Source organism: Companilactobacillus sp. FL22-1 (assembly GCF_043951805.1).
GTDB lineage: Bacteria > Bacillota > Bacilli > Lactobacillales > Lactobacillaceae > Companilactobacillus.
Genome location: NZ_JBINJY010000006.1, coordinates 71,813 through 88,992, shown reverse-complemented (window position 1 = coordinate 88,992; position 17,180 = coordinate 71,813). Strand labels below are relative to the sequence as shown.

Sequence of the window (17,180 nt, the reverse complement as noted above, 5' to 3'; positions counted from 1 at the left end):
GGGGTGCGTATGAAGAATAAAGTCTTTATTTTTGGCAGTAAATTAATTAAATATTTGTTTTATTTTTTATTTCTATTAACTTGTTATTTTGCGATTACCTCGCCCAATCTGATTTTGGGTGATAATAATGTAACTGGTTCAGGGACGACTATAGTGACGGCTCTATTTATAATTACCGCTTTAATTGTGATCGGAACTTTTTTGACGTTTGAATCTTGGGCGGACTTATTAAAATATATTTTTATTGATCGTCAGTGGGTAACATCAATTACTTCATTAAGTGTGGTAGTGATAATTCAGATAGTCTTCGTATTGAATGTTCATCCAGCAATTGGTTTTGATCCGGGAGCGATTCATCGGGCGTTGATTCAGACAACTGATATTGAAACCAGAGCTTACTTTTCACTTAACATGAATAATATTGCCACGATGTTATGGCAACACCAGTTGGCATTATTTTTTAAAAATCATTCATGGTTGCTGTTTGACCTGATAACTCTGTTTTTCGTTGACCTTTCGGCAGTGTTGAATATTTGTAGCGTGTTAGTTATCGATCCTAAAAAAGTTCCGCTGGCCATTTATATGCATGCATTGTGGCTATCGGTCTTTCCAATGATAATCGTGCCTTATACTGACGCTTGGGTATTACCATTCGTTTCGATGTATATTTTTCTGTATTGTTTGTTGCGATACGGGAAATTAAATTTGATTTGGAAAAGTATTGTGGCACTTTTATTAGGAATTACGGTTGCTGGGACCTACTTTATCAAACCGTCAGCCATCATTGGGATAATCGCCATCGGCTTAATCGAATTGCTATATTTATTCAAAGGTAAATTTTCAAAGGAAAGAATGATTATTGAGTTTATCTTGGGGTTGATAATCTTAATTGGCGCCGTACCAACTTATTCGATTACAAATTATGCCATCGATCACCAAAAATACATTAAGGTCAATGCTGAACGTGCCATTGTGCCATTGCATTTTATCAGTATGGGAGTTTCTGGTGATGGCGGCTACAACGCTCACGATGCTTTAATGATGGCTAAGATGCCTAGTAAACAAGCCCAAACGGCCTATTCCAAAAAAGTGCTAGAAAAACGGCTTCAAAAGAAAGGTTTCTGGGGCTATCTGAAATTTCTTCTCCAAAAGCACGCTAATAATACGGCTGATGGAACTTTTGCCTGGATCAAAGAAGGACATTTTATCAGCGATAATCCTAAACCGTCCTCAAAAGGATTGGCTGGTAAAATCCGTAATTTCGTTTATCTATATGGTAAAAACTTGGGCGATTTTCGATATATAGCTCAAGTGTGGTGGGTATTTTTGTTAGCAACGATTCTTTTTAATTGGAAAGATGACCGTAAAATCGTGCAGTTATTGCGATTGACCATTATTGGAGGCTTTATGTTCTTGCTGATCTTTGAAGGTGGAAGAAGCCGCTATCTAATTCAATTCCTGCCAGCGTTTCTTATCTTGTCAGCTCTCAGCTGGGGTAAGTCATGGCAAAAATTGACCGAATTATTTGCATGGACCAAATTATAAAATAACGTAGCTTATAAAAAAGCTGCGTTATTTTTATGGATACGTGTTATCCGAATTATTATCGCTGGTTTCGTTGAAATGTTCGGTAATAGATGATATTTTAAAAAGACCAAATGTTGAATATGGGGGATCGAATATGTCTACTCCAGAAGAAATTCTGCAAAAGAGTATCACGACCGGAGTTAGTAAATTGAAAAAGACGTTGTTGGCCAAAATGTTGCTGGGCTTTATCGGTGGAGCGTTAATATCAATTGGCTTCTTAGCTTATGTACGGGTGACAGCATCAATTCCCAGTGCTTTGGGGAGTGTCAAAGCGCTAGTCGGTGCAACCGTTTTTCCTATTGGGTTGATTGCTATCCTCTTAGCTGGGGGAGAACTGGCTACTGGAAACATGATGGCCGTGGGAACGGCGCTCTATTCGAAAAAGATTAAATTAAGTGACTACTTGATGAACTTAGCAGTGATTACCTTATTTAATTTCTTAGGGGCAGTCTTTGTAGCTTATTTCTTTGGTCATGTGACAGGTTTAACTCATGCACAGCCTTTTGCTCAAGCGGTGATCAACATTGCCAACAGTAAGACTAGTGCTAGCTTTTTTTCAGCTTTTGTTTCCGGAATCGGCTGTAACTGGTTAGTTGGGTTAGCGGTGTGGTTAGCTATGGGTGCAAAAGATGCAGCTGGCAAGATTTGGGGGATCTGGTTTCCAATCATGATTTTCGTGGCAATTGGTTTTCAGCATAGTATTGCCAATTGTTTTATTATTCCGGCCGCTATTTTTGAAGGTGGGAGTAACTGGTGGCTCTTTTTCCAAAACTTCGTCCCAGTTTATCTAGGTAATATCGTTGGGGGAATTGTTTTTGTTGCCGGATTTTATCATCTGAGTTATAAAAAATAATAAATCTAAATGTTGGTTAATTATCGAATATTGAGATAAAATAGATGGCAAGTTATTGAGGGATGGCAGGAAGATGCTGTCCTTTTTTATTTTCCAAAGTTATGATAACGCTTTGATGGATTTTTGAAATCTCAGCATAATAGTGGTAACATAATATAACTTTAATTTAAGAGGTTATTATGATGACAGACAAACCTAAGGTTAACGAACAGGACGAAAAGCAACGTGAACAAGCACATTTGAATGATGTGGTTGCACAAATTAAAAAGTCCGAAAGCTGTCTTCAGGAACATATTGAAGTCGCTGAAGATGACTTAAAAGTTATTAATAATGCTTTCGATGATATTCACATTGGAATGGATGGCGATTCGATCTCAATGGATGCAGCCCTATCCATTCATCAACAGCAACAGATGCTTGACGAAAGAAACAACAGTTGGCAACAGTCGAAACAACGTTTAGGCATTCTCAAAAAGCTGGAAAAGACACCTTTCTTTGCACGATTAGACTTCCAGGAAAAAGGTGAACCCAAAAAGGAGACCGTTTATATTGGTTTAAGTTCTTTTACTGACCGCAATGATCACTTTTTAGTTTACGATTGGCGAGCACCAATTTCTTCTATTTATTATGATGGTAAATTGGGCGATGTAACTTACCAAACTCCCGATGGGGAACAGCAAGTTGAATTATACTTGAAACGTCAGTTTTTGGTGGAAGATGGCAAGATCAGAGCTTACTTTGACACGCAAGAAACGATCGGTGACCAAATGCTCTTGGAAGTCTTAGATGGTAAATCTTCGACACATATGAAAGGGATCGTTAAGACGATTCAGAGTGAACAAAACAAGATCATTCGTGATACTAAGTCGAAATTATTGTTTGTTCAAGGAGCTGCTGGTTCTGGTAAAACTTCAGCTATCCTTCAACGGATCGCTTTCTTGCTATATCGCTATCGTGGGACGTTAACATCCAGTCAGGTAGTAATGTTCTCACCTAACTCGTTGTTCAATGACTATATCAAAGATGTTTTGCCAGAAATGGGTGAACAAAACATGGTGCAAATGACTTACAAGCAATTTTTAGCACGCCGTTTACCTAACTTAACAGTCGAAAGCTTATCTGATCAATTTGAAACAGTTGTCGATACTAATAGTAAATCCGTCAGCAAGTTCGTCTCGGATATTGAGTTTTTCAAGATACTGACTAATTATAGTAAGCTACTCGGTCAAAGCGGAATGGCTTTTAAGGACATCAAGTTCCAAGGCAAAGTCTTTATTGCGAAGGAAAAAATTCAAGAAATCTACTATAGTTATGGTTCCCAATATAATTTGGGCAATCGTTTGGATGCGACGGTCGATCGTTTGGTCAAAATGTTGCATCGTAAAATTGGTGCGGAAATGCGCTCGAAGTGGGTTGCGGAAAGAATCGAGAATTTGAGTCAGGAACAGTTGCAAGCTTTATATAACACCGCTGATCAGGAATTTAAGAATGGCGATGAAGAGAAGAAGTTCTTAGCTCGTAAGATCGTCACGGCAATGATGCAAGGCGTTTATAAGAATATCAAGCGTCTGCGTTTCTTGAACGTTGCCAGCAACTATATGAACTTTCTCAAAGCTGTCCCTAAGATCGTCAACTTAAAAGATTACGAAATTACTGACGAACAATGGGATCAATATGTAGAGAATTTTGTCACAGCTTTCCAAAATAAACAAATTTCGATGAATAATCTTAGTCCTTACCTTTACTTGTATGATTTGGTGACTGGTAAACACGGTGAATTGGACATGAAATTTGTCTTCATCGACGAGATTCAAGATTATACGCCATTCCAATTGGCCTACATGAAATATAAATTCCCACGGGCTCGTTACACGATGTTAGGTGACTTGAATCAATCGATCTTTACTAAGAAAAATAGTCAGACCTTGCTGACGGAAGCTCAAAGTTTGTTCAATGCCGATGAAACGAGAGTAGTTCAATTAGTTCACTCATATCGTTCGACAAAACAAATTACGGACTTTACGAAAGCTATTTTGACAAATGGCCAAAAGATTGAGCCGTTCAATCGTAACGGTGATTTGCCAAATATGCTATTGGCTAAGGATATCGATCAATCGATTCAACAAGTGATGACGCAGCTACAAGAAAATAATCAACATAAATATACGACCGCCATCATTGCTAAAACTTTGGCTGATGCGGAAGAATTGCATAAGCTGTTAAAAGCTCAAGGTGTGCAATCAACTTTGATCCGTTCTGAAAACCAACGCTTGGCTACAGGCACGATCGTCTTGCCATCATTCTTGGCTAAGGGACTGGAATTCGATGCGGTCATTATGTGGGATGCATCTAAGGACAAATTTGACGAAGACGAACAACAATTAGTCTATACGATTGCTTCTAGAGCAATGCACAAGTTGACCATTACTGTAATTGGAGCACCATCACAATTATTGGAACGTGTGCCCGAAAAGTATTATCAAGTAGCTCAACCTAAAATTTAATCGTTTTAAAGAACGCAAATACCTGCCGATTCTAAATATGGAATTGGTAGGTATTTTCTTTTTTGGATAATATTTTTAATCAAGGATTGTTAAAGCTCTTCCCGAATAATATACTTAAAGCTAGATATTTTTTGGGGGAAATTAAGTGAAAATTAAATGGGTATATAAGATCAGTGGCATAATTATTGCGTCGTTAGCGATAATTCTCTTAGTTGTCGGACACTTTTCGCAACACAATGAGGTCCAAAAGGATGTCAAAGTTGAAACTAAAAAAGACGCGAGAAAAGATATTAAAAAGGCCCCTCAAGTTCGAGAGGACAAAGGAATGGTCAGCTTAAAGAATTTCAAGTACGATCAGTCTTCGGAGAAGAAGTCTTATCCAGATTTGAACCAACATCCTAATGCTTGGATCGATGTCGATATAGCGACGCAACGGACGTATATCAAAGATGGTAAAACGACGTTATACGAAATGTATTCTTCAACTGGTAAACATGATACGACCCCACGGGGAACTTATTACATTCAAAATGAACGGGGAGATTTTTTCTACACCAAGCCGTTAAAGATGGGAGCCTATTACTGGGTATCATTTTTACATCATGGTGAGTATTTATTCCATACTACACCGACAGATGTTAACGGGAAGTATGATGACAAGATCGCCAAAACCTTGGGGAACGAACCATCGTCACATGGCTGTATTCATCTTTCCACACCTGATTGCAAGTGGGTCTATGATAATGTGCCAACAGGAATGAAAGTTGTTATCCACGGAAAATACCATGCTTAAGCAATTAAGATCGAATAATGAAAGCGGATTTATTGTCATGGCAATCGAAATGTTTTAAGTTGAATATATACTTAAACTTTCGGAGGTCAGCTTGATGAGTGAAAAATTTGATTATGACGTACTTTACATTGGATCTGGACACGCAACATTCGATGGAGCGACACCCTTAGCTAAGATTGGGGTCAAAGTTGGGGTTATTGAAAGTGGACTAGTTGGTGGAACTTGTCCTAATCGTGGCTGCAACGCCAAAATAACTTTGGATGAGCCAGTTAAAATGACCCGTGAAGCTGAAAGAATGGCCGGTGTTTTAAAGGGTGATTTAACGATTGACTGGACTAAGAATGTAGCTCATAAACAGGAGATCATCGATAATCTGCCTCAAGATTTAACTAATCGTCTAGAAAACGCTGGGGCTACGATTATGAAAGGCCATGCGACTTTTAAAGATAACCACACCGTTTTGATCGATAATAAAACTTCAGTGACAGCTGAAAAGATCGTGATAGCCACTGGTTTGAAACCTCATCGTTTAGATATCGTGGGCACAGAGTTGGCTCATGATAGCGAAGACTTTATGAATTTGACCACTTTGCCCAAAGACATCACCATCATTGGTTCGGGCTACATTGGGATGGAATTTGCGACAATTGCCAACGCTTCCGGAGCCAATGTCACTGTGATGTTGCATTCAGATAAAGTTTTACGCAAGTTCTATCAACCGTACGTCAAGATGGTAGTTGATGATCTCAAGCACCGTGGCGTAAAGTTTATCGAAAAAGCTAACGTGCAATCCTTTGAGAAAACAGCTACGGCCTTTAAAGTTAACTACGGCAATGGCCAATCCTTAGTTACTGATTGGATCTTAGACGCAACCGGCCGAATTCCTAATCTAGAGAATTTAGCTTTGGAAAATGTCGGTGTTAAATATGACCACAGTGGTGTGTTCGTCAATGATTATTTACAAACAAACGTTGAGAACATCTATGCTGCAGGGGATGTGGTCGCCAATGACTTACCAAAAGTTACCCCAGCCGCTTACTTTGAATCGCTCTACTTAATGCAACTGTTCTCTGGTCAAACAACTGAACCAATCAAGCTTCCCGTTATCCCATCAGTAGTCTTCACTTCACCACGAATCGCTAAAGCTGGAGTGTCAGTTGAAGAAGGTCAAGAAAAGGGTTACGATATTGCATCCAACGACTTAGCTGATTATTGGTATTACAAGGTAGACAAAGAACCATTGGCTCAAAGTAAACAAATTCACGATCAAAAAGGCCACTTAGTAGGAGTTACCGAAATAAGTGACCAAGCGCAAGATGCCGTAAATGCATTATTGCCAGCGATAGAATTCCAATTTGACCGTCAACAAGTTGGCCGTTTAGTGGGTCTTTTCCCAACTATTGGATATGCAGCTTGGCATCGGGCCTAAAATATTGTATGCAAAAAACCTCTGATTTTATATTTCGAATCAGAGGTTTTTTTACGTGTAAAAATCTTATTGAGAAATTATTTTCTCCAAAAACCGTGTTCTTGGTCGACGGCCTTTTGAGCAACTAAATTCAAGTAATTAAAGGGTTGATCGAAGTTAGGCGAGAAGAGCATATCTAATAAAGCTAATTCATCAATCGTGTTGCCGTTTTGGATCACTACCGACATCGTGTTGGCCGATTGGGAGATTTCATGATCAGACATCATTTGAGCACCTAGAACTTTACGGCTGTCTTTGTCATAAACCAATTCGACAGTGACTTTTGCGGTGGTGGGCATGAAATCAGGCCGATAATTGCCTTCGTAGATTACGGATGCGGCATTGAAATGAGCTTTTTGAGCATTTTCGAGAGTCAAACCAGTAGCGGCAATGGTCTTATCGAAAAGTAGCATGCCGGTAGTAGCTTGCGTGCCCATCGTTCGAACTCTTTTGTTGAAAATGTTGATTCCGGCTAGCATACCTTGACGGATTGCGTGAGAAGCTAAAGGAATATAAGCTGTTGTGAAAGTTGGATTGAAGTGAACTTCGGTGGCATCTCCAGCCGCAAAAATATCTGGGTCAGAAGTTCCCATATATGGATCAGTGATGATAGCTCCATTTTCAGCGATATTGACTTGACCTTTAACTAGATCCGATTGTGGTACGGTACCAGGTGCAACTGTAACCAAATCGACATCACAATCACAATTAGTTGATTTGAGATTGATTTTATCGTTAGGTAAGTCGTTGAATTGGGTGACCAAGGTATCAGTCATAACATGAACGCCATTTTCAATCAAAAGTTGTTTGACTTTTTCAGACATAGTAGGACTGAGATATTCGTGCAAGAGATAATGATCCTTTTCAATCAAATGAACTTCATGATTGGATTTTCGATAACCTTCTGCAAACTCTACTCCAGCATAACCACCGCCAACAATGGCGATTCGATGACTATTTTTAGCTACAGCGTAAAGCTGATTTGCCTCGTCACAAGTCTTACCAAGCATTACCCGGGGACTTTCGATACCACTGATAGCTGGAATGGCGGTCAGTGACCCGGTAGCGATGAGTAATTTATCATAGTGGTCGTGAACCATCGCTTTAGTTTTTAAATCTTGAGCTAAGACAGTGTGCTCTTTAGCGTTGATACTGATGACGTCATGTTGCATCTTCATATCGACGCCTTTTTTGATAAAATCTTTTGGATCGGCATAGAAAACATCGTCTAAGTTTTTAACCGTTCCCCCGAGATGTAAATACGTTCCACAGGCCAGATAAGAAATCTCTTGGTGGCGTTCGTAAACCGTTATATCAGTATTTGGATAATATTTGATGATTTGATTAATGGCTGCGATTCCAGCGTGAGTACAGCCAACAATAATAACTTTTTTGTTCGTGATATTGCTATCCTTTCTCTTTGTCGTATACTACGGGTAGATAATAACTATGGTAAATATACACTCGTTTATAGGGGAATGAAAGTATGAAAACGATTTATCGTTATTTTGTGCAACCACAATTGGATGGAAAGAAGAATACGATTTTTGGATATGAGTTGTTAATGAAGGAATTGACTGATCAAGGCTGGCGGATTCCGGCTTCATTTAAAGATATCGACTCACAAATCATTTCGGACTTGTTGATTCAGACAACGAAGATTTTAGGCCTAAAAGTACAATACTGTTCAGTCAACATTAATCGTGAACAACTGATGGATACGACCATTGCTAAAGCTATCATTCAGAGTCAAAAACAACTCTATCCAGCTAAGTTAGTCGTGGAATTAACTGAGGAAAAAGGTTGCAAGAGTTATCCTGATACTAGTTTGATTCCACAATTGCGTAAATTTATCGAGCAGGGGATGCAATTGTCATTGGATGATGTTGGAACTGGTGTCAATGATTTTAAGAGTATTCAAGAGTTCTTGCCTTTAGCTTCGGAATTGAAGTTTGCTCTACAGAATTTTCGTAGCGAGTCTAAAGACCCAAACATTCAAGAAAAGTTACATTTCTGGCATGCCATCAGTAATGAGTACGGTTTGCGCCTAATTTTAGAAGGGATTGAGGATGCAAATGATGCTAAATTGAGCAAGTCCTTTGATATTCCATTACGTCAGGGCTATTACTATGGCAAGCCCAAGTTGTTGCATTTGCCCGATGATCCGGTTGACTTAGGATTCTAATAATTGCTGAACGAAAAATACCCTCTGATTCTCAACTAGAGTCAGAGGGTATTTGCGGTAATAATTAACTCAAAAGTGTTAAAGTAACACGATTTAGTTTCTTGGAAAGTTCGAACAGCTTTTCATAGGTGGGATCATTTTGATAAAGATCCATCTTATCCTTCAATTGTTTCTGTTCAAATGGTGAGAAGTAAAATTTCAAATCATGATTGCCATATAAGGTCGCTAATAGAGCAAAGGCGTCTGGTGAAATCTTGTCAGAGTTCAATATTTCCTTACGTAGATCACTGACCAGACTGCGTTTAACGTTGCGGTTAGGTAAATAATTGTTAGTCTTGAAAACTAATCCCGTTACCGCCTTAGTCACGTCAACTTTGTCGACTAATGAATCACCGATTTCATTGTAAATGATCCGAGTGATCTTTTCGTTGGTTGCCATTGCTCTTAAAACGTGATTGACGCTCTTGCCCTGATTCTTATTGATGATTTGGAAAAATTCGTTAAGATATTGTTTGTCGTCGGGCAAAACCTTATTAATGATGACACTGTTGTCTGTCAGGTCGATAATATCATTCAGTGCTAGGTCGAAAAATGAACTTTCGGCTAAATAAGCACGACGTCTGGTATTCTTAAAAATACGAATACTACCTTTTTCGTTACACGATAAAATAAAATATTTTTGAGGAATATTTAAATCCATAAAGTGCTCCTTAATTTGCCACTAACTTGGAATGGTTAGTTAATTTGGCTTTAATTTCTGGTATTAACTCGTCTTCTAAGAGATTATAACCTTGCTTGGTAAAGTGCAAACCGTCTGATTGTAACATTTTTGAAAGATTAGCACCGTAAGCCATATCGTGCAGCAAATCAACATACGATACGTCTAGTCGGTGGCTGAGATGTTCAGTTACTAACTCGAATTGGAGCTGACGGGTCCAAGGACGAGTTGGATTCTTCTGCCAGTCGATGTAAGGCGGCGACAATAAAATAATTTTTTGTCGATCCAAACTTGCAATCATATTCGACAGATTAGCCGCAAATTTACCAGGCTTGATTTCATCGGTAGTGCAGATATCGTTAGCCCCGAATCCTAAAACGATTGCTTCAGGACGAAGGCGGGCCACACGATCAACACGTGTCATAGCATTACTGGTCTTGTAATCCGCAAGCGACAGATTAATGACTTCATAACCAGGGAAGTTTTTGCGCAGGCGTTTTGCGAGTGTATCGCTAGTTTTGCCATCGCGAACCCCTAATAAAGTGAAGTCCCCAAATAATACTATTCTTTTCATATATGTTTCCTTTTTAAAAAAGTTCTATACTATACTAGAATACCAGAAAACAAACAAAAGTTAATTATTATATTAAGCAGGGTTTAACAATATGCAAAGTTTAGCTAACTACGATGAATTTACTCGCAAGCAATGGGAGAATTTCCACGGTGAATACACCAAACAAGCAATTACTGACGGCGAGCTGAGAAAAATCAAATCCTTAGATGATGAAATATCCATCGATGATGTCAGATCGATCTATGCTCCGATTCGTCACTTATTGCATATCTACTTAAAGAATTATCGTAAATTGACGAAATTAAAAAACGAACTGATCAATCGTTCGACTAGAAAGATTCCTTTTATTATTGGAGTCTCTGGTTCAGTTGCCGTTGGAAAAAGCACTACCGCCCGGTTATTGAAGATAATGCTGGAGCGCGCCTATCCACAGTATAAAGTCTCACAGATGACGACGGATGGCTTTTTGTATCCTAGTAAAATATTGAAAGAACGTCATTTAATGGAGAAAAAAGGTTTCCCTGAGACGTACGATATGGAGAAACTGTTAAAATTTTTGGGCGATGTCAAGACTAAAGGCGGTAAAATCAAGTATCCACTTTATTCACACAATATTTACGATATCATTCCCGATAGGTACGAAGAGACTGACAATCCAGATATTTTGATCGTTGAAGGGATAAATGTATTACAATTGCCTCATAACGAACAGATCTATGTCAGCGACTTTTTTGATTTTTCCATTTATATCGACGCAGAAGTCAAAGATATTGAGGAATGGTTCTTGAATCGCTTCGAGAAGCTATTAGATTTAGCTAGAAACGATCCTAATAGTTATTACTACCAATTCACCCAGATTCCGGAAAAAGACGCTATGAGCATGGCAAAACGGGTTTGGGAAACAATCAATTATCCTAACTTACGTGATTATATTAAACCGACGATGAACCGAGCCAACCTGATTTTACACAAGTCAGAAGATCATCAGATCGATAAAATTTATCTTCGTAAATATTAAGCGTTAACAATGTATGACATGAGACCGAATTTCGTATACAATAGAATAAATAAAAAAATGGGGGAAATTGATTTGAGCAAGCAATGGCCTGATGCTGATAGCATCATCGTTCTAGACTACGGTAGTCAATACAATCAGTTGATTACACGCCGAATCAGAGATTTCGGTATCTACTCTGAATTACTACCAAATACTATTACTGCTGCAGAAGTTAAAGAAATCAATCCTAAAGGAATCATTCTTTCTGGTGGACCAATGAGTGTCTACGACAAGGATGCCTTTTCAATCGACCAAGACATTTACAAGTTAGGAATTCCTATCTTGGGTATTTGTTACGGTATGCAATTGATGTCTTATAATTTAGGCGGAAAAGTTGAACCAGCTGATAACCGTGAATATGGACGTGCTGATATTACAGTTAAAGATTCAGATTCTGTCCTATTTAAAGGCTTACCAGAAAAGCAATATGTCTGGATGAGTCATGGAGACCTCGTTAGAGAAGCTCCAGAAGGTTTTAAAGTTGTCGCTACAAGTAAGAATGCACCTATTTCTTCGATTGCTAACGACGAAAAGAAAATGTATGGTGTCCAATTCCATGCCGAAGTTAGAAATACTGAATATGGCTTGGATATCCTAAAGCACTTTGCCTTTGACGTTTGTGAAGCTCAAGCTAACTGGTCAATGGATGATTTCATTGATCAACAAATTAAAAAGATTCGTGACACAGTTGGTGACAAGAAAGTTCTTCTTGGACTATCTGGTGGTGTCGATTCTTCAGTTGTTGGCGTTTTGCTACACAAAGCCATCGGTACACAATTGACAAGTATCTTTGTTGATCATGGTTTGTTGCGTAAGAACGAAGCAGATCAAGTTATGGATAGTTTGAAAGGTAAGTTTGGTTTGAACATCATCAAAGTAGATGCGCAAAAACGTTTCCTAGACAAACTTGCTGGCGTAACTGATCCTGAAAAGAAACGTAAGATCATTGGTAACGAATTTATCCAAGTGTTCAACGACGAAGCTACTAAGTTAGATGGTATCGACTTCCTAGCTCAAGGAACACTTTATACAGACGTTATCGAAAGTGGTACAAGTACTGCTCAAACAATCAAATCTCACCACAACGTTGGTGGACTTCCAGAAGACATGCAATTTAAGTTGATCGAACCATTGAGAACCTTGTTCAAAGATGAAGTTCGTGAACTTGGTGAAAAATTAGGTATGCCACACGAATTAGTATGGCGTCAACCATTCCCAGGTCCAGGCCTTGGAATTCGTGTTATCGGTGAAGTTACCGAAGATAAACTAGAAATCGTTCGTGATAGCGACTGGATTCTTCGTGATGAAATTGCTAAGAACGGATTGGACGAAAAAATTTGGCAATACTTTACCGTCTTGCCAGGAATTCGTTCAGTTGGTGTCATGGGTGATGGCCGTACTTACGATTACACAGTTGGTATTCGTGCCGTTACCTCAATTGATGGTATGACAGCTGACTTTGCTCAAATCCCTTGGGATGTATTGCAAAAGATCTCAGTTAGAATCGTAAACGAAGTTGATCACGTTAACCGTGTAGTTTATGATATTACTTCTAAGCCGCCTGCAACTATTGAGTGGGAATAATTGAATAGTACAAATAGCTTGGTTAGACTAGTCTTTCTGAGCTATTTTTGTATAAAAGGCAAACAAAAGAGCAAACAATGCTTATTAGGAGTGACAATAATGGCCAAATTTAGTGAAAACATTGTATTTAATGCGAGATATATTGCATATTATGCTCATCTTAAACAGGTTGACCACGGAGGAAATCCATATATTTTTCATCTGGTAGAAGTTGCAGAAAAATGTACTAGTCCTGAAACGTAAGCAACAGGGTATTTGCATGATATATTAGAAGATACAGACACAACAGTTGAGGATTTGCTGGAAGATGGTATTCCGGAAAAGATAGTAAATACCGTTAAATTATTGACCAGAACGTCCGATGAAACCTATCATGAGTATTTAGAAAAATTAAAACCAAATCCTATAGCTAAAGAGGTAAAGTTAGCTGATTTGGCAGACAATCTTAATTTGAATCAATTGAATACGTCAGTTAATGATTCTAACAGTAGTTTGATTAAATGTTATAAGAAAGTCGTGGCATTTCTAGAATCGTAAAAACTATTGTATTAAAAAGCTTAAAGTAAAAAATATTATAATGGAGGATGAGACAAATAGAACTTCAAGTAAGAATATCAGTTGAGACGGCCGAAATTATTGAAGAGCTAAAAGCAAGATATGAAGCAGATCAACAAATTCGGTTCACAAAAAGTGATGTATTAATGAAAGCCGTTAATGATAATAAATCTTCGTGGGAAGACACTAAGTGGGAAAATATTGAAATTGAATTATCTAAAAGATCTATCACACCAAGTGCTACAAGACCTAAATTTGATATTTCACCAGATGTAGATAATTACTTAAAAAAACTAAAGGCATATTTACCAAATTACTTAGGAACTCGATCAGTTACCATCGGTGTAGCAATTAAGTATGCGGTAAAATTAGCTTTATTCAATTTTCAAAAAAATGATGATAAAGTTTTTACATATTCTGAGATGATTAGTCAGATTAAAGAAAAATACCTTGCGGTTGCTACTTCAACTGCAGAAAAAAGTATTTTGAATGAAGCTTTAACTGAAGTAGAATTCAATTTAAATCATAATCACTTTCACATTTAGATAGGCCTATAAGGCCTATTTTTTTTGTTTTAATTTATTGAGAAAAAAAGGAGAAAAAAATTCTCCGAAGAGTTGACGGTTTCATTTTGACGTGTTAACTTACTTGTGGAGGACAAAAGGAGGATAGGTGGATGATAATAAGAGAATATCGAATCTTTCTAATATATTAGTTAAGAATATGAAAAAAATATCTAAATATTATTTAAATACAGGAGGAAGTAAATATGCGAGCAGTTTGCTGGAATATCAATTTGAGATCTAACACAATATCAGAGGATGCGGCTAGTTTTGTAGTAAGAAATATACAAGGGAGTGGTAGTCCAGACTTGGTTGTTTTAACCGAGTATGTACAATCTGATATTTTGAATAATAAATTAGAAAAAAACGGATATGCTGTCTACACAGATGAAGATTTAAAAACAAAGAATGGAATTCTTATTGCAATAAATAAACAGAGCAATATCAAAGTCAAAGAAGTTTTCAATTTAAAAGAGAATGTTAATGATATTAATCCAAATTTTTTGGGCGTACGTTTGATAAGTAATGGTAAACATTTAAACGTAGTAGGAACAAGAATTAGAATTGGCGGAAGTAATTTGACTGATGATTTTAAAGACAGAGCACGACAAGTAACAGGGCTATTAAATCAACTTGATATCCACAATATTTCAGGTCGCACGGCAATTGTCGGGGATTTTAACAACGGTTGGTTTGATAAGAAAATGAATGAAGTTAAGGAAAAATATACAGGAAAGCCACGTGAGTATTTTAATTATGGAATGTTGACTTCATTAATGAAGTGTGCCGATTTTAAGGTTGGTACACCCAAAAATGGTTATTCTTGGGGAAATGGTTTTAACTTAGATCATATCTTTTTTAGAGATCTATCCGTCAAAAATTCTATTTATAAGTGGGATTTTGAGCAAGACCCATTGTATAAACACAGAGTTGGCTATCCGGACCATGCACAATTATTAACAGAGATAGAACTGTAAAACATTTGGTTAAAAGTGAGGGAGAGAAATTGATTCAAATACAAGGAAACAAGTTAGAAAAATCTGGTGAATATTCTATGGAAAAGCCGAGTGGATTAGGAAGGACATATGTTATATCCGATGTTCATGGTTGTTACGATCAGTTCATTCAGCTTCTAGAAAAAATAAAATTTTCTGATAAAGATCGTCTCATATTGTTGGGTGATCTCGTGGATCGTGGGCCTCATAGTTGTAAGTTGCTTCGTTTCGTTATGCCAAGCCCCAATATTTATCCGATTCTTGGGAATCACGATTACTTCGCGTATAAAAATTTGAGGTGGCTCACTTCAACCTTTTCGGCTGATTCTACTAAAAAAATAGATAGAGATTCAGTGGAGATCTTTTTTGAATGGGTTAAAGAAGGTGGGGAGAGCACCGTCAATGAATTTAGAATGCTAAATGGCAATCAGCGTCAACAAATTATTGAGTTTCTGTCAGAGTTTTATTTTTACAAAGAATTGACTGTAAATGAGCGAAAGTTTGTCCTTGTCCACGCTGGTATTGAAAATTTCCAGCGGAATAAGCCGATGATTGACTATGAATTTTACGATCTAATCTTTGAGCATCCAAATTATCAAGTTGAATATTTTCCAGATCGATTTCTTGTTACAGGTCATACCCCTACTCGAATTATTAGAAAATTAGTAGGCCAGTCAAATAATGATGGTAGTGACGATTTGATTTTTCGAACACATCATCATATTGCTATTGACTCCGGCTGTGTTTATGGTGGACGCTTGGCGGCTCTGTGTCTTGATGATTTATCAGAATATTATGTCGATGGACCAAACGTTCATGGAGGAGACGGGATTTGATTCAGTTGATGAAAGAAGCAAGGCAGAAAGTAAAAAAGGTACCAATAAGAATCTGTTTAAATAATCCAAACGAATTCCTTAATTACAAACACGATTTACTCATTTGTCAAATAATTTTAGTAGCGATAATTGTATTCTGGTTCATTCTTTGTTGGTTTACAGATGATTTGTTATTCAGAATAGTGGATATAATAACAACAGCTTTATTCTTTTTCTATGAAATTCGTTTTTTTCAAAATGGAGGCACTTTTTTAGATATGAGTTTGAGATTGAATATTTGCTTCTTCGTTTTACATTGAAGAATGATTTAGAAGATACGGTGTTCTCATATCTGTATGAAGAAGACGGTAGAGTATTACATGTTAGGGCTTTAAAAGGAATTTCTCCTAAAATCGCGAAGATTGAAAATTTGGAAAAGGGATTATGCAGTCTATTTGGTTATCCTTTAAAGAATAAAGTAATCAGTGAGACGACAGTTGATTACTATTTTCAGAAAGAGTCTTTTGAACGTATAAAGTATGGTTCAGATGAAAATCAGCAGGTTGAAAGCTTGGAAATTAATTTGGGATATGGACAGACCTATAACATGATTAAAACACCTCATATTCTTATTTCAGGTGGTACAGGTTCAGGAAAATCTGTATTTATTAGTTGGTTTGTTCTTGAGTTATTGAAACGACAAACAGAACTCTATATTGTCGATCCCAAACATTCAGATTTATCAGCTTTAAAAAAGGTTTTGAATGAGCAAAATGTTGCCGTAACATTACCGCATATTACTAAAGTTACACGTCTTGCCGTAGAAGAAATGCAAAAACGATATGATTTCATGAATGAACCAGAGAATTTTAAATATGGATCTAATTTTACCAATCATGGTTTTAAACCAGTCTGGTTGATGTTTTAAT

General features: G+C 37.4%; 17 protein-coding genes. 14 read left to right on the top strand and 3 right to left on the bottom strand.

Translation table 11 applies throughout. The annotated features are described in order from the left end of the window. Positions 1-9: 9 nt before the first annotated feature. From ACG72T_RS06305 to ACG72T_RS06285, 5 genes are all read left to right on the top strand, one after another. Entirely contained in the window at positions 10-1,545 is a 1,536-nt protein-coding gene (locus ACG72T_RS06305) for a TIGR03766 family XrtG-associated glycosyltransferase (protein ID WP_395265319.1), read from the top strand. A gap of 136 nt (positions 1,546-1,681) precedes the next feature. Then, positions 1,682-2,440 (top strand): formate/nitrite transporter family protein, encoded by a 759-nt coding sequence (locus tag ACG72T_RS06300; protein ID WP_395265318.1) that lies wholly within the window; start codon positions 1,682-1,684, stop codon positions 2,438-2,440. Positions 2,441-2,622: 182 nt separating this feature from the next. Further along, a complete protein-coding gene (helD, locus tag ACG72T_RS06295; protein ID WP_395265431.1) occupies positions 2,623-4,944 on the top strand; it encodes an RNA polymerase recycling motor HelD in 2,322 nt (773 codons plus the stop codon). Between the two features lie 145 nt (positions 4,945-5,089). Beyond that, on the top strand, positions 5,090-5,737 hold the full coding sequence (locus tag ACG72T_RS06290; RefSeq protein WP_395265317.1) for a L,D-transpeptidase: 648 nt from the start codon (positions 5,090-5,092) through the stop codon (positions 5,735-5,737). A 94-nt stretch (positions 5,738-5,831) separates the two neighbouring features. Then, positions 5,832-7,166 carry a dihydrolipoyl dehydrogenase family protein gene (locus ACG72T_RS06285; protein WP_395265316.1) on the top strand — a complete coding sequence of 445 codons (1,335 nt, stop codon included), beginning with the start codon at positions 5,832-5,834 and terminating at the stop codon, positions 7,164-7,166. Positions 7,167-7,243: 77 nt separating this feature from the next. On the opposite strand, the gene ACG72T_RS06280 is transcribed toward ACG72T_RS06285, so the two are convergent. Continuing rightward, complete coding sequence (locus ACG72T_RS06280; RefSeq protein ID WP_395265430.1) at positions 7,244-8,608, bottom strand: FAD-dependent oxidoreductase; 1,365 nt, start codon at positions 8,606-8,608, stop codon at positions 7,244-7,246. Between the two features lie 83 nt (positions 8,609-8,691). Between ACG72T_RS06280 and ACG72T_RS06275 the strand changes: the two genes are divergently transcribed. Beyond that, positions 8,692-9,390, top strand: coding sequence for an EAL domain-containing protein (locus ACG72T_RS06275; RefSeq protein ID WP_395265315.1), 699 nt, complete (start codon positions 8,692-8,694; stop codon positions 9,388-9,390). Positions 9,391-9,454: 64 nt separating this feature from the next. Here the strand turns inward: ACG72T_RS06275 and ACG72T_RS06270 are convergent, their stop codons facing one another. Continuing rightward, positions 9,455-10,090, bottom strand: a complete 636-nt coding sequence (locus ACG72T_RS06270; protein WP_395265314.1) for a GPP34 family phosphoprotein — start codon at positions 10,088-10,090, stop codon at positions 9,455-9,457. Positions 10,091-10,100: 10 nt separating this feature from the next. Then, the gene (locus ACG72T_RS06265; protein WP_395265312.1) at positions 10,101-10,682 is read right to left on the bottom strand and encodes an SGNH/GDSL hydrolase family protein; all 582 of its coding nucleotides are present in this window, start codon (positions 10,680-10,682) and stop codon (positions 10,101-10,103) included. Positions 10,683-10,773: 91 nt separating this feature from the next. Here ACG72T_RS06265 and coaA point away from each other — a divergent pair, with 91 nt between their 5' ends. The 8 genes from coaA (at position 10,774) to ACG72T_RS06225 (ending at position 17,179) form a co-directional block, all read left to right on the top strand. Beyond that, positions 10,774-11,700, top strand: coding sequence for a type I pantothenate kinase (gene coaA, locus ACG72T_RS06260; protein ID WP_395265311.1), 927 nt, complete (start codon positions 10,774-10,776; stop codon positions 11,698-11,700). A gap of 57 nt (positions 11,701-11,757) precedes the next feature. Next, on the top strand, positions 11,758-13,323 hold the full coding sequence (guaA, locus tag ACG72T_RS06255) for a glutamine-hydrolyzing GMP synthase (protein WP_395265310.1): 1,566 nt from the start codon (positions 11,758-11,760) through the stop codon (positions 13,321-13,323). Between the two features lie 99 nt (positions 13,324-13,422). Then, on the top strand, positions 13,423-13,566 hold the full coding sequence (locus ACG72T_RS06250; RefSeq protein ID WP_395265309.1) for a hypothetical protein: 144 nt from the start codon (positions 13,423-13,425) through the stop codon (positions 13,564-13,566). Positions 13,567-13,578: 12 nt separating this feature from the next. After that, complete coding sequence (locus ACG72T_RS06245) at positions 13,579-13,860, top strand: hypothetical protein (protein WP_395265308.1); 282 nt, start codon at positions 13,579-13,581, stop codon at positions 13,858-13,860. A 47-nt stretch (positions 13,861-13,907) separates the two neighbouring features. Further along, positions 13,908-14,423 carry a hypothetical protein gene (locus ACG72T_RS06240; protein WP_395265307.1) on the top strand — a complete coding sequence of 172 codons (516 nt, stop codon included), beginning with the start codon at positions 13,908-13,910 and terminating at the stop codon, positions 14,421-14,423. A gap of 224 nt (positions 14,424-14,647) precedes the next feature. Then, positions 14,648-15,418, top strand: coding sequence for an endonuclease/exonuclease/phosphatase family protein (locus tag ACG72T_RS06235; RefSeq protein ID WP_395265306.1), 771 nt, complete (start codon positions 14,648-14,650; stop codon positions 15,416-15,418). 29 nt (positions 15,419-15,447) lie between these two features. Then, positions 15,448-16,272 carry a metallophosphoesterase gene (locus ACG72T_RS06230; protein ID WP_395265305.1) on the top strand — a complete coding sequence of 275 codons (825 nt, stop codon included), beginning with the start codon at positions 15,448-15,450 and terminating at the stop codon, positions 16,270-16,272. A gap of 295 nt (positions 16,273-16,567) precedes the next feature. Next, the gene (locus ACG72T_RS06225; RefSeq protein ID WP_395265304.1) at positions 16,568-17,179 is read left to right on the top strand and encodes an FtsK/SpoIIIE domain-containing protein; all 612 of its coding nucleotides are present in this window, start codon (positions 16,568-16,570) and stop codon (positions 17,177-17,179) included. Position 17,180: the final 1 nt, after the last annotated feature.

Coding starts and splice junctions, on each gene's coding strand:
- ACG72T_RS06270 (WP_395265314.1), bottom strand. CDS start 10,090: ATGGATTTAAATATTCCTCAAAAATATTTTATTTTATCGTGTAACGAA.
- ACG72T_RS06285 (WP_395265316.1), top strand. CDS start 5,832: ATGAGTGAAAAATTTGATTATGACGTACTTTACATTGGATCTGGACAC.
- helD (WP_395265431.1), top strand. CDS start 2,623: ATGACAGACAAACCTAAGGTTAACGAACAGGACGAAAAGCAACGTGAA.
- guaA (WP_395265310.1), top strand. CDS start 11,758: ATGGGGGAAATTGATTTGAGCAAGCAATGGCCTGATGCTGATAGCATC.
- ACG72T_RS06250 (WP_395265309.1), top strand. CDS start 13,423: ATGGCCAAATTTAGTGAAAACATTGTATTTAATGCGAGATATATTGCA.
- ACG72T_RS06275 (WP_395265315.1), top strand. CDS start 8,692: ATGAAAACGATTTATCGTTATTTTGTGCAACCACAATTGGATGGAAAG.
- ACG72T_RS06235 (WP_395265306.1), top strand. CDS start 14,648: ATGCGAGCAGTTTGCTGGAATATCAATTTGAGATCTAACACAATATCA.
- coaA (WP_395265311.1), top strand. CDS start 10,774: ATGCAAAGTTTAGCTAACTACGATGAATTTACTCGCAAGCAATGGGAG.
- ACG72T_RS06300 (WP_395265318.1), top strand. CDS start 1,682: ATGTCTACTCCAGAAGAAATTCTGCAAAAGAGTATCACGACCGGAGTT.
- ACG72T_RS06240 (WP_395265307.1), top strand. CDS start 13,908: ATGAGACAAATAGAACTTCAAGTAAGAATATCAGTTGAGACGGCCGAA.
- ACG72T_RS06265 (WP_395265312.1), bottom strand. CDS start 10,682: ATGAAAAGAATAGTATTATTTGGGGACTTCACTTTATTAGGGGTTCGC.
- ACG72T_RS06305 (WP_395265319.1), top strand. CDS start 10: ATGAAGAATAAAGTCTTTATTTTTGGCAGTAAATTAATTAAATATTTG.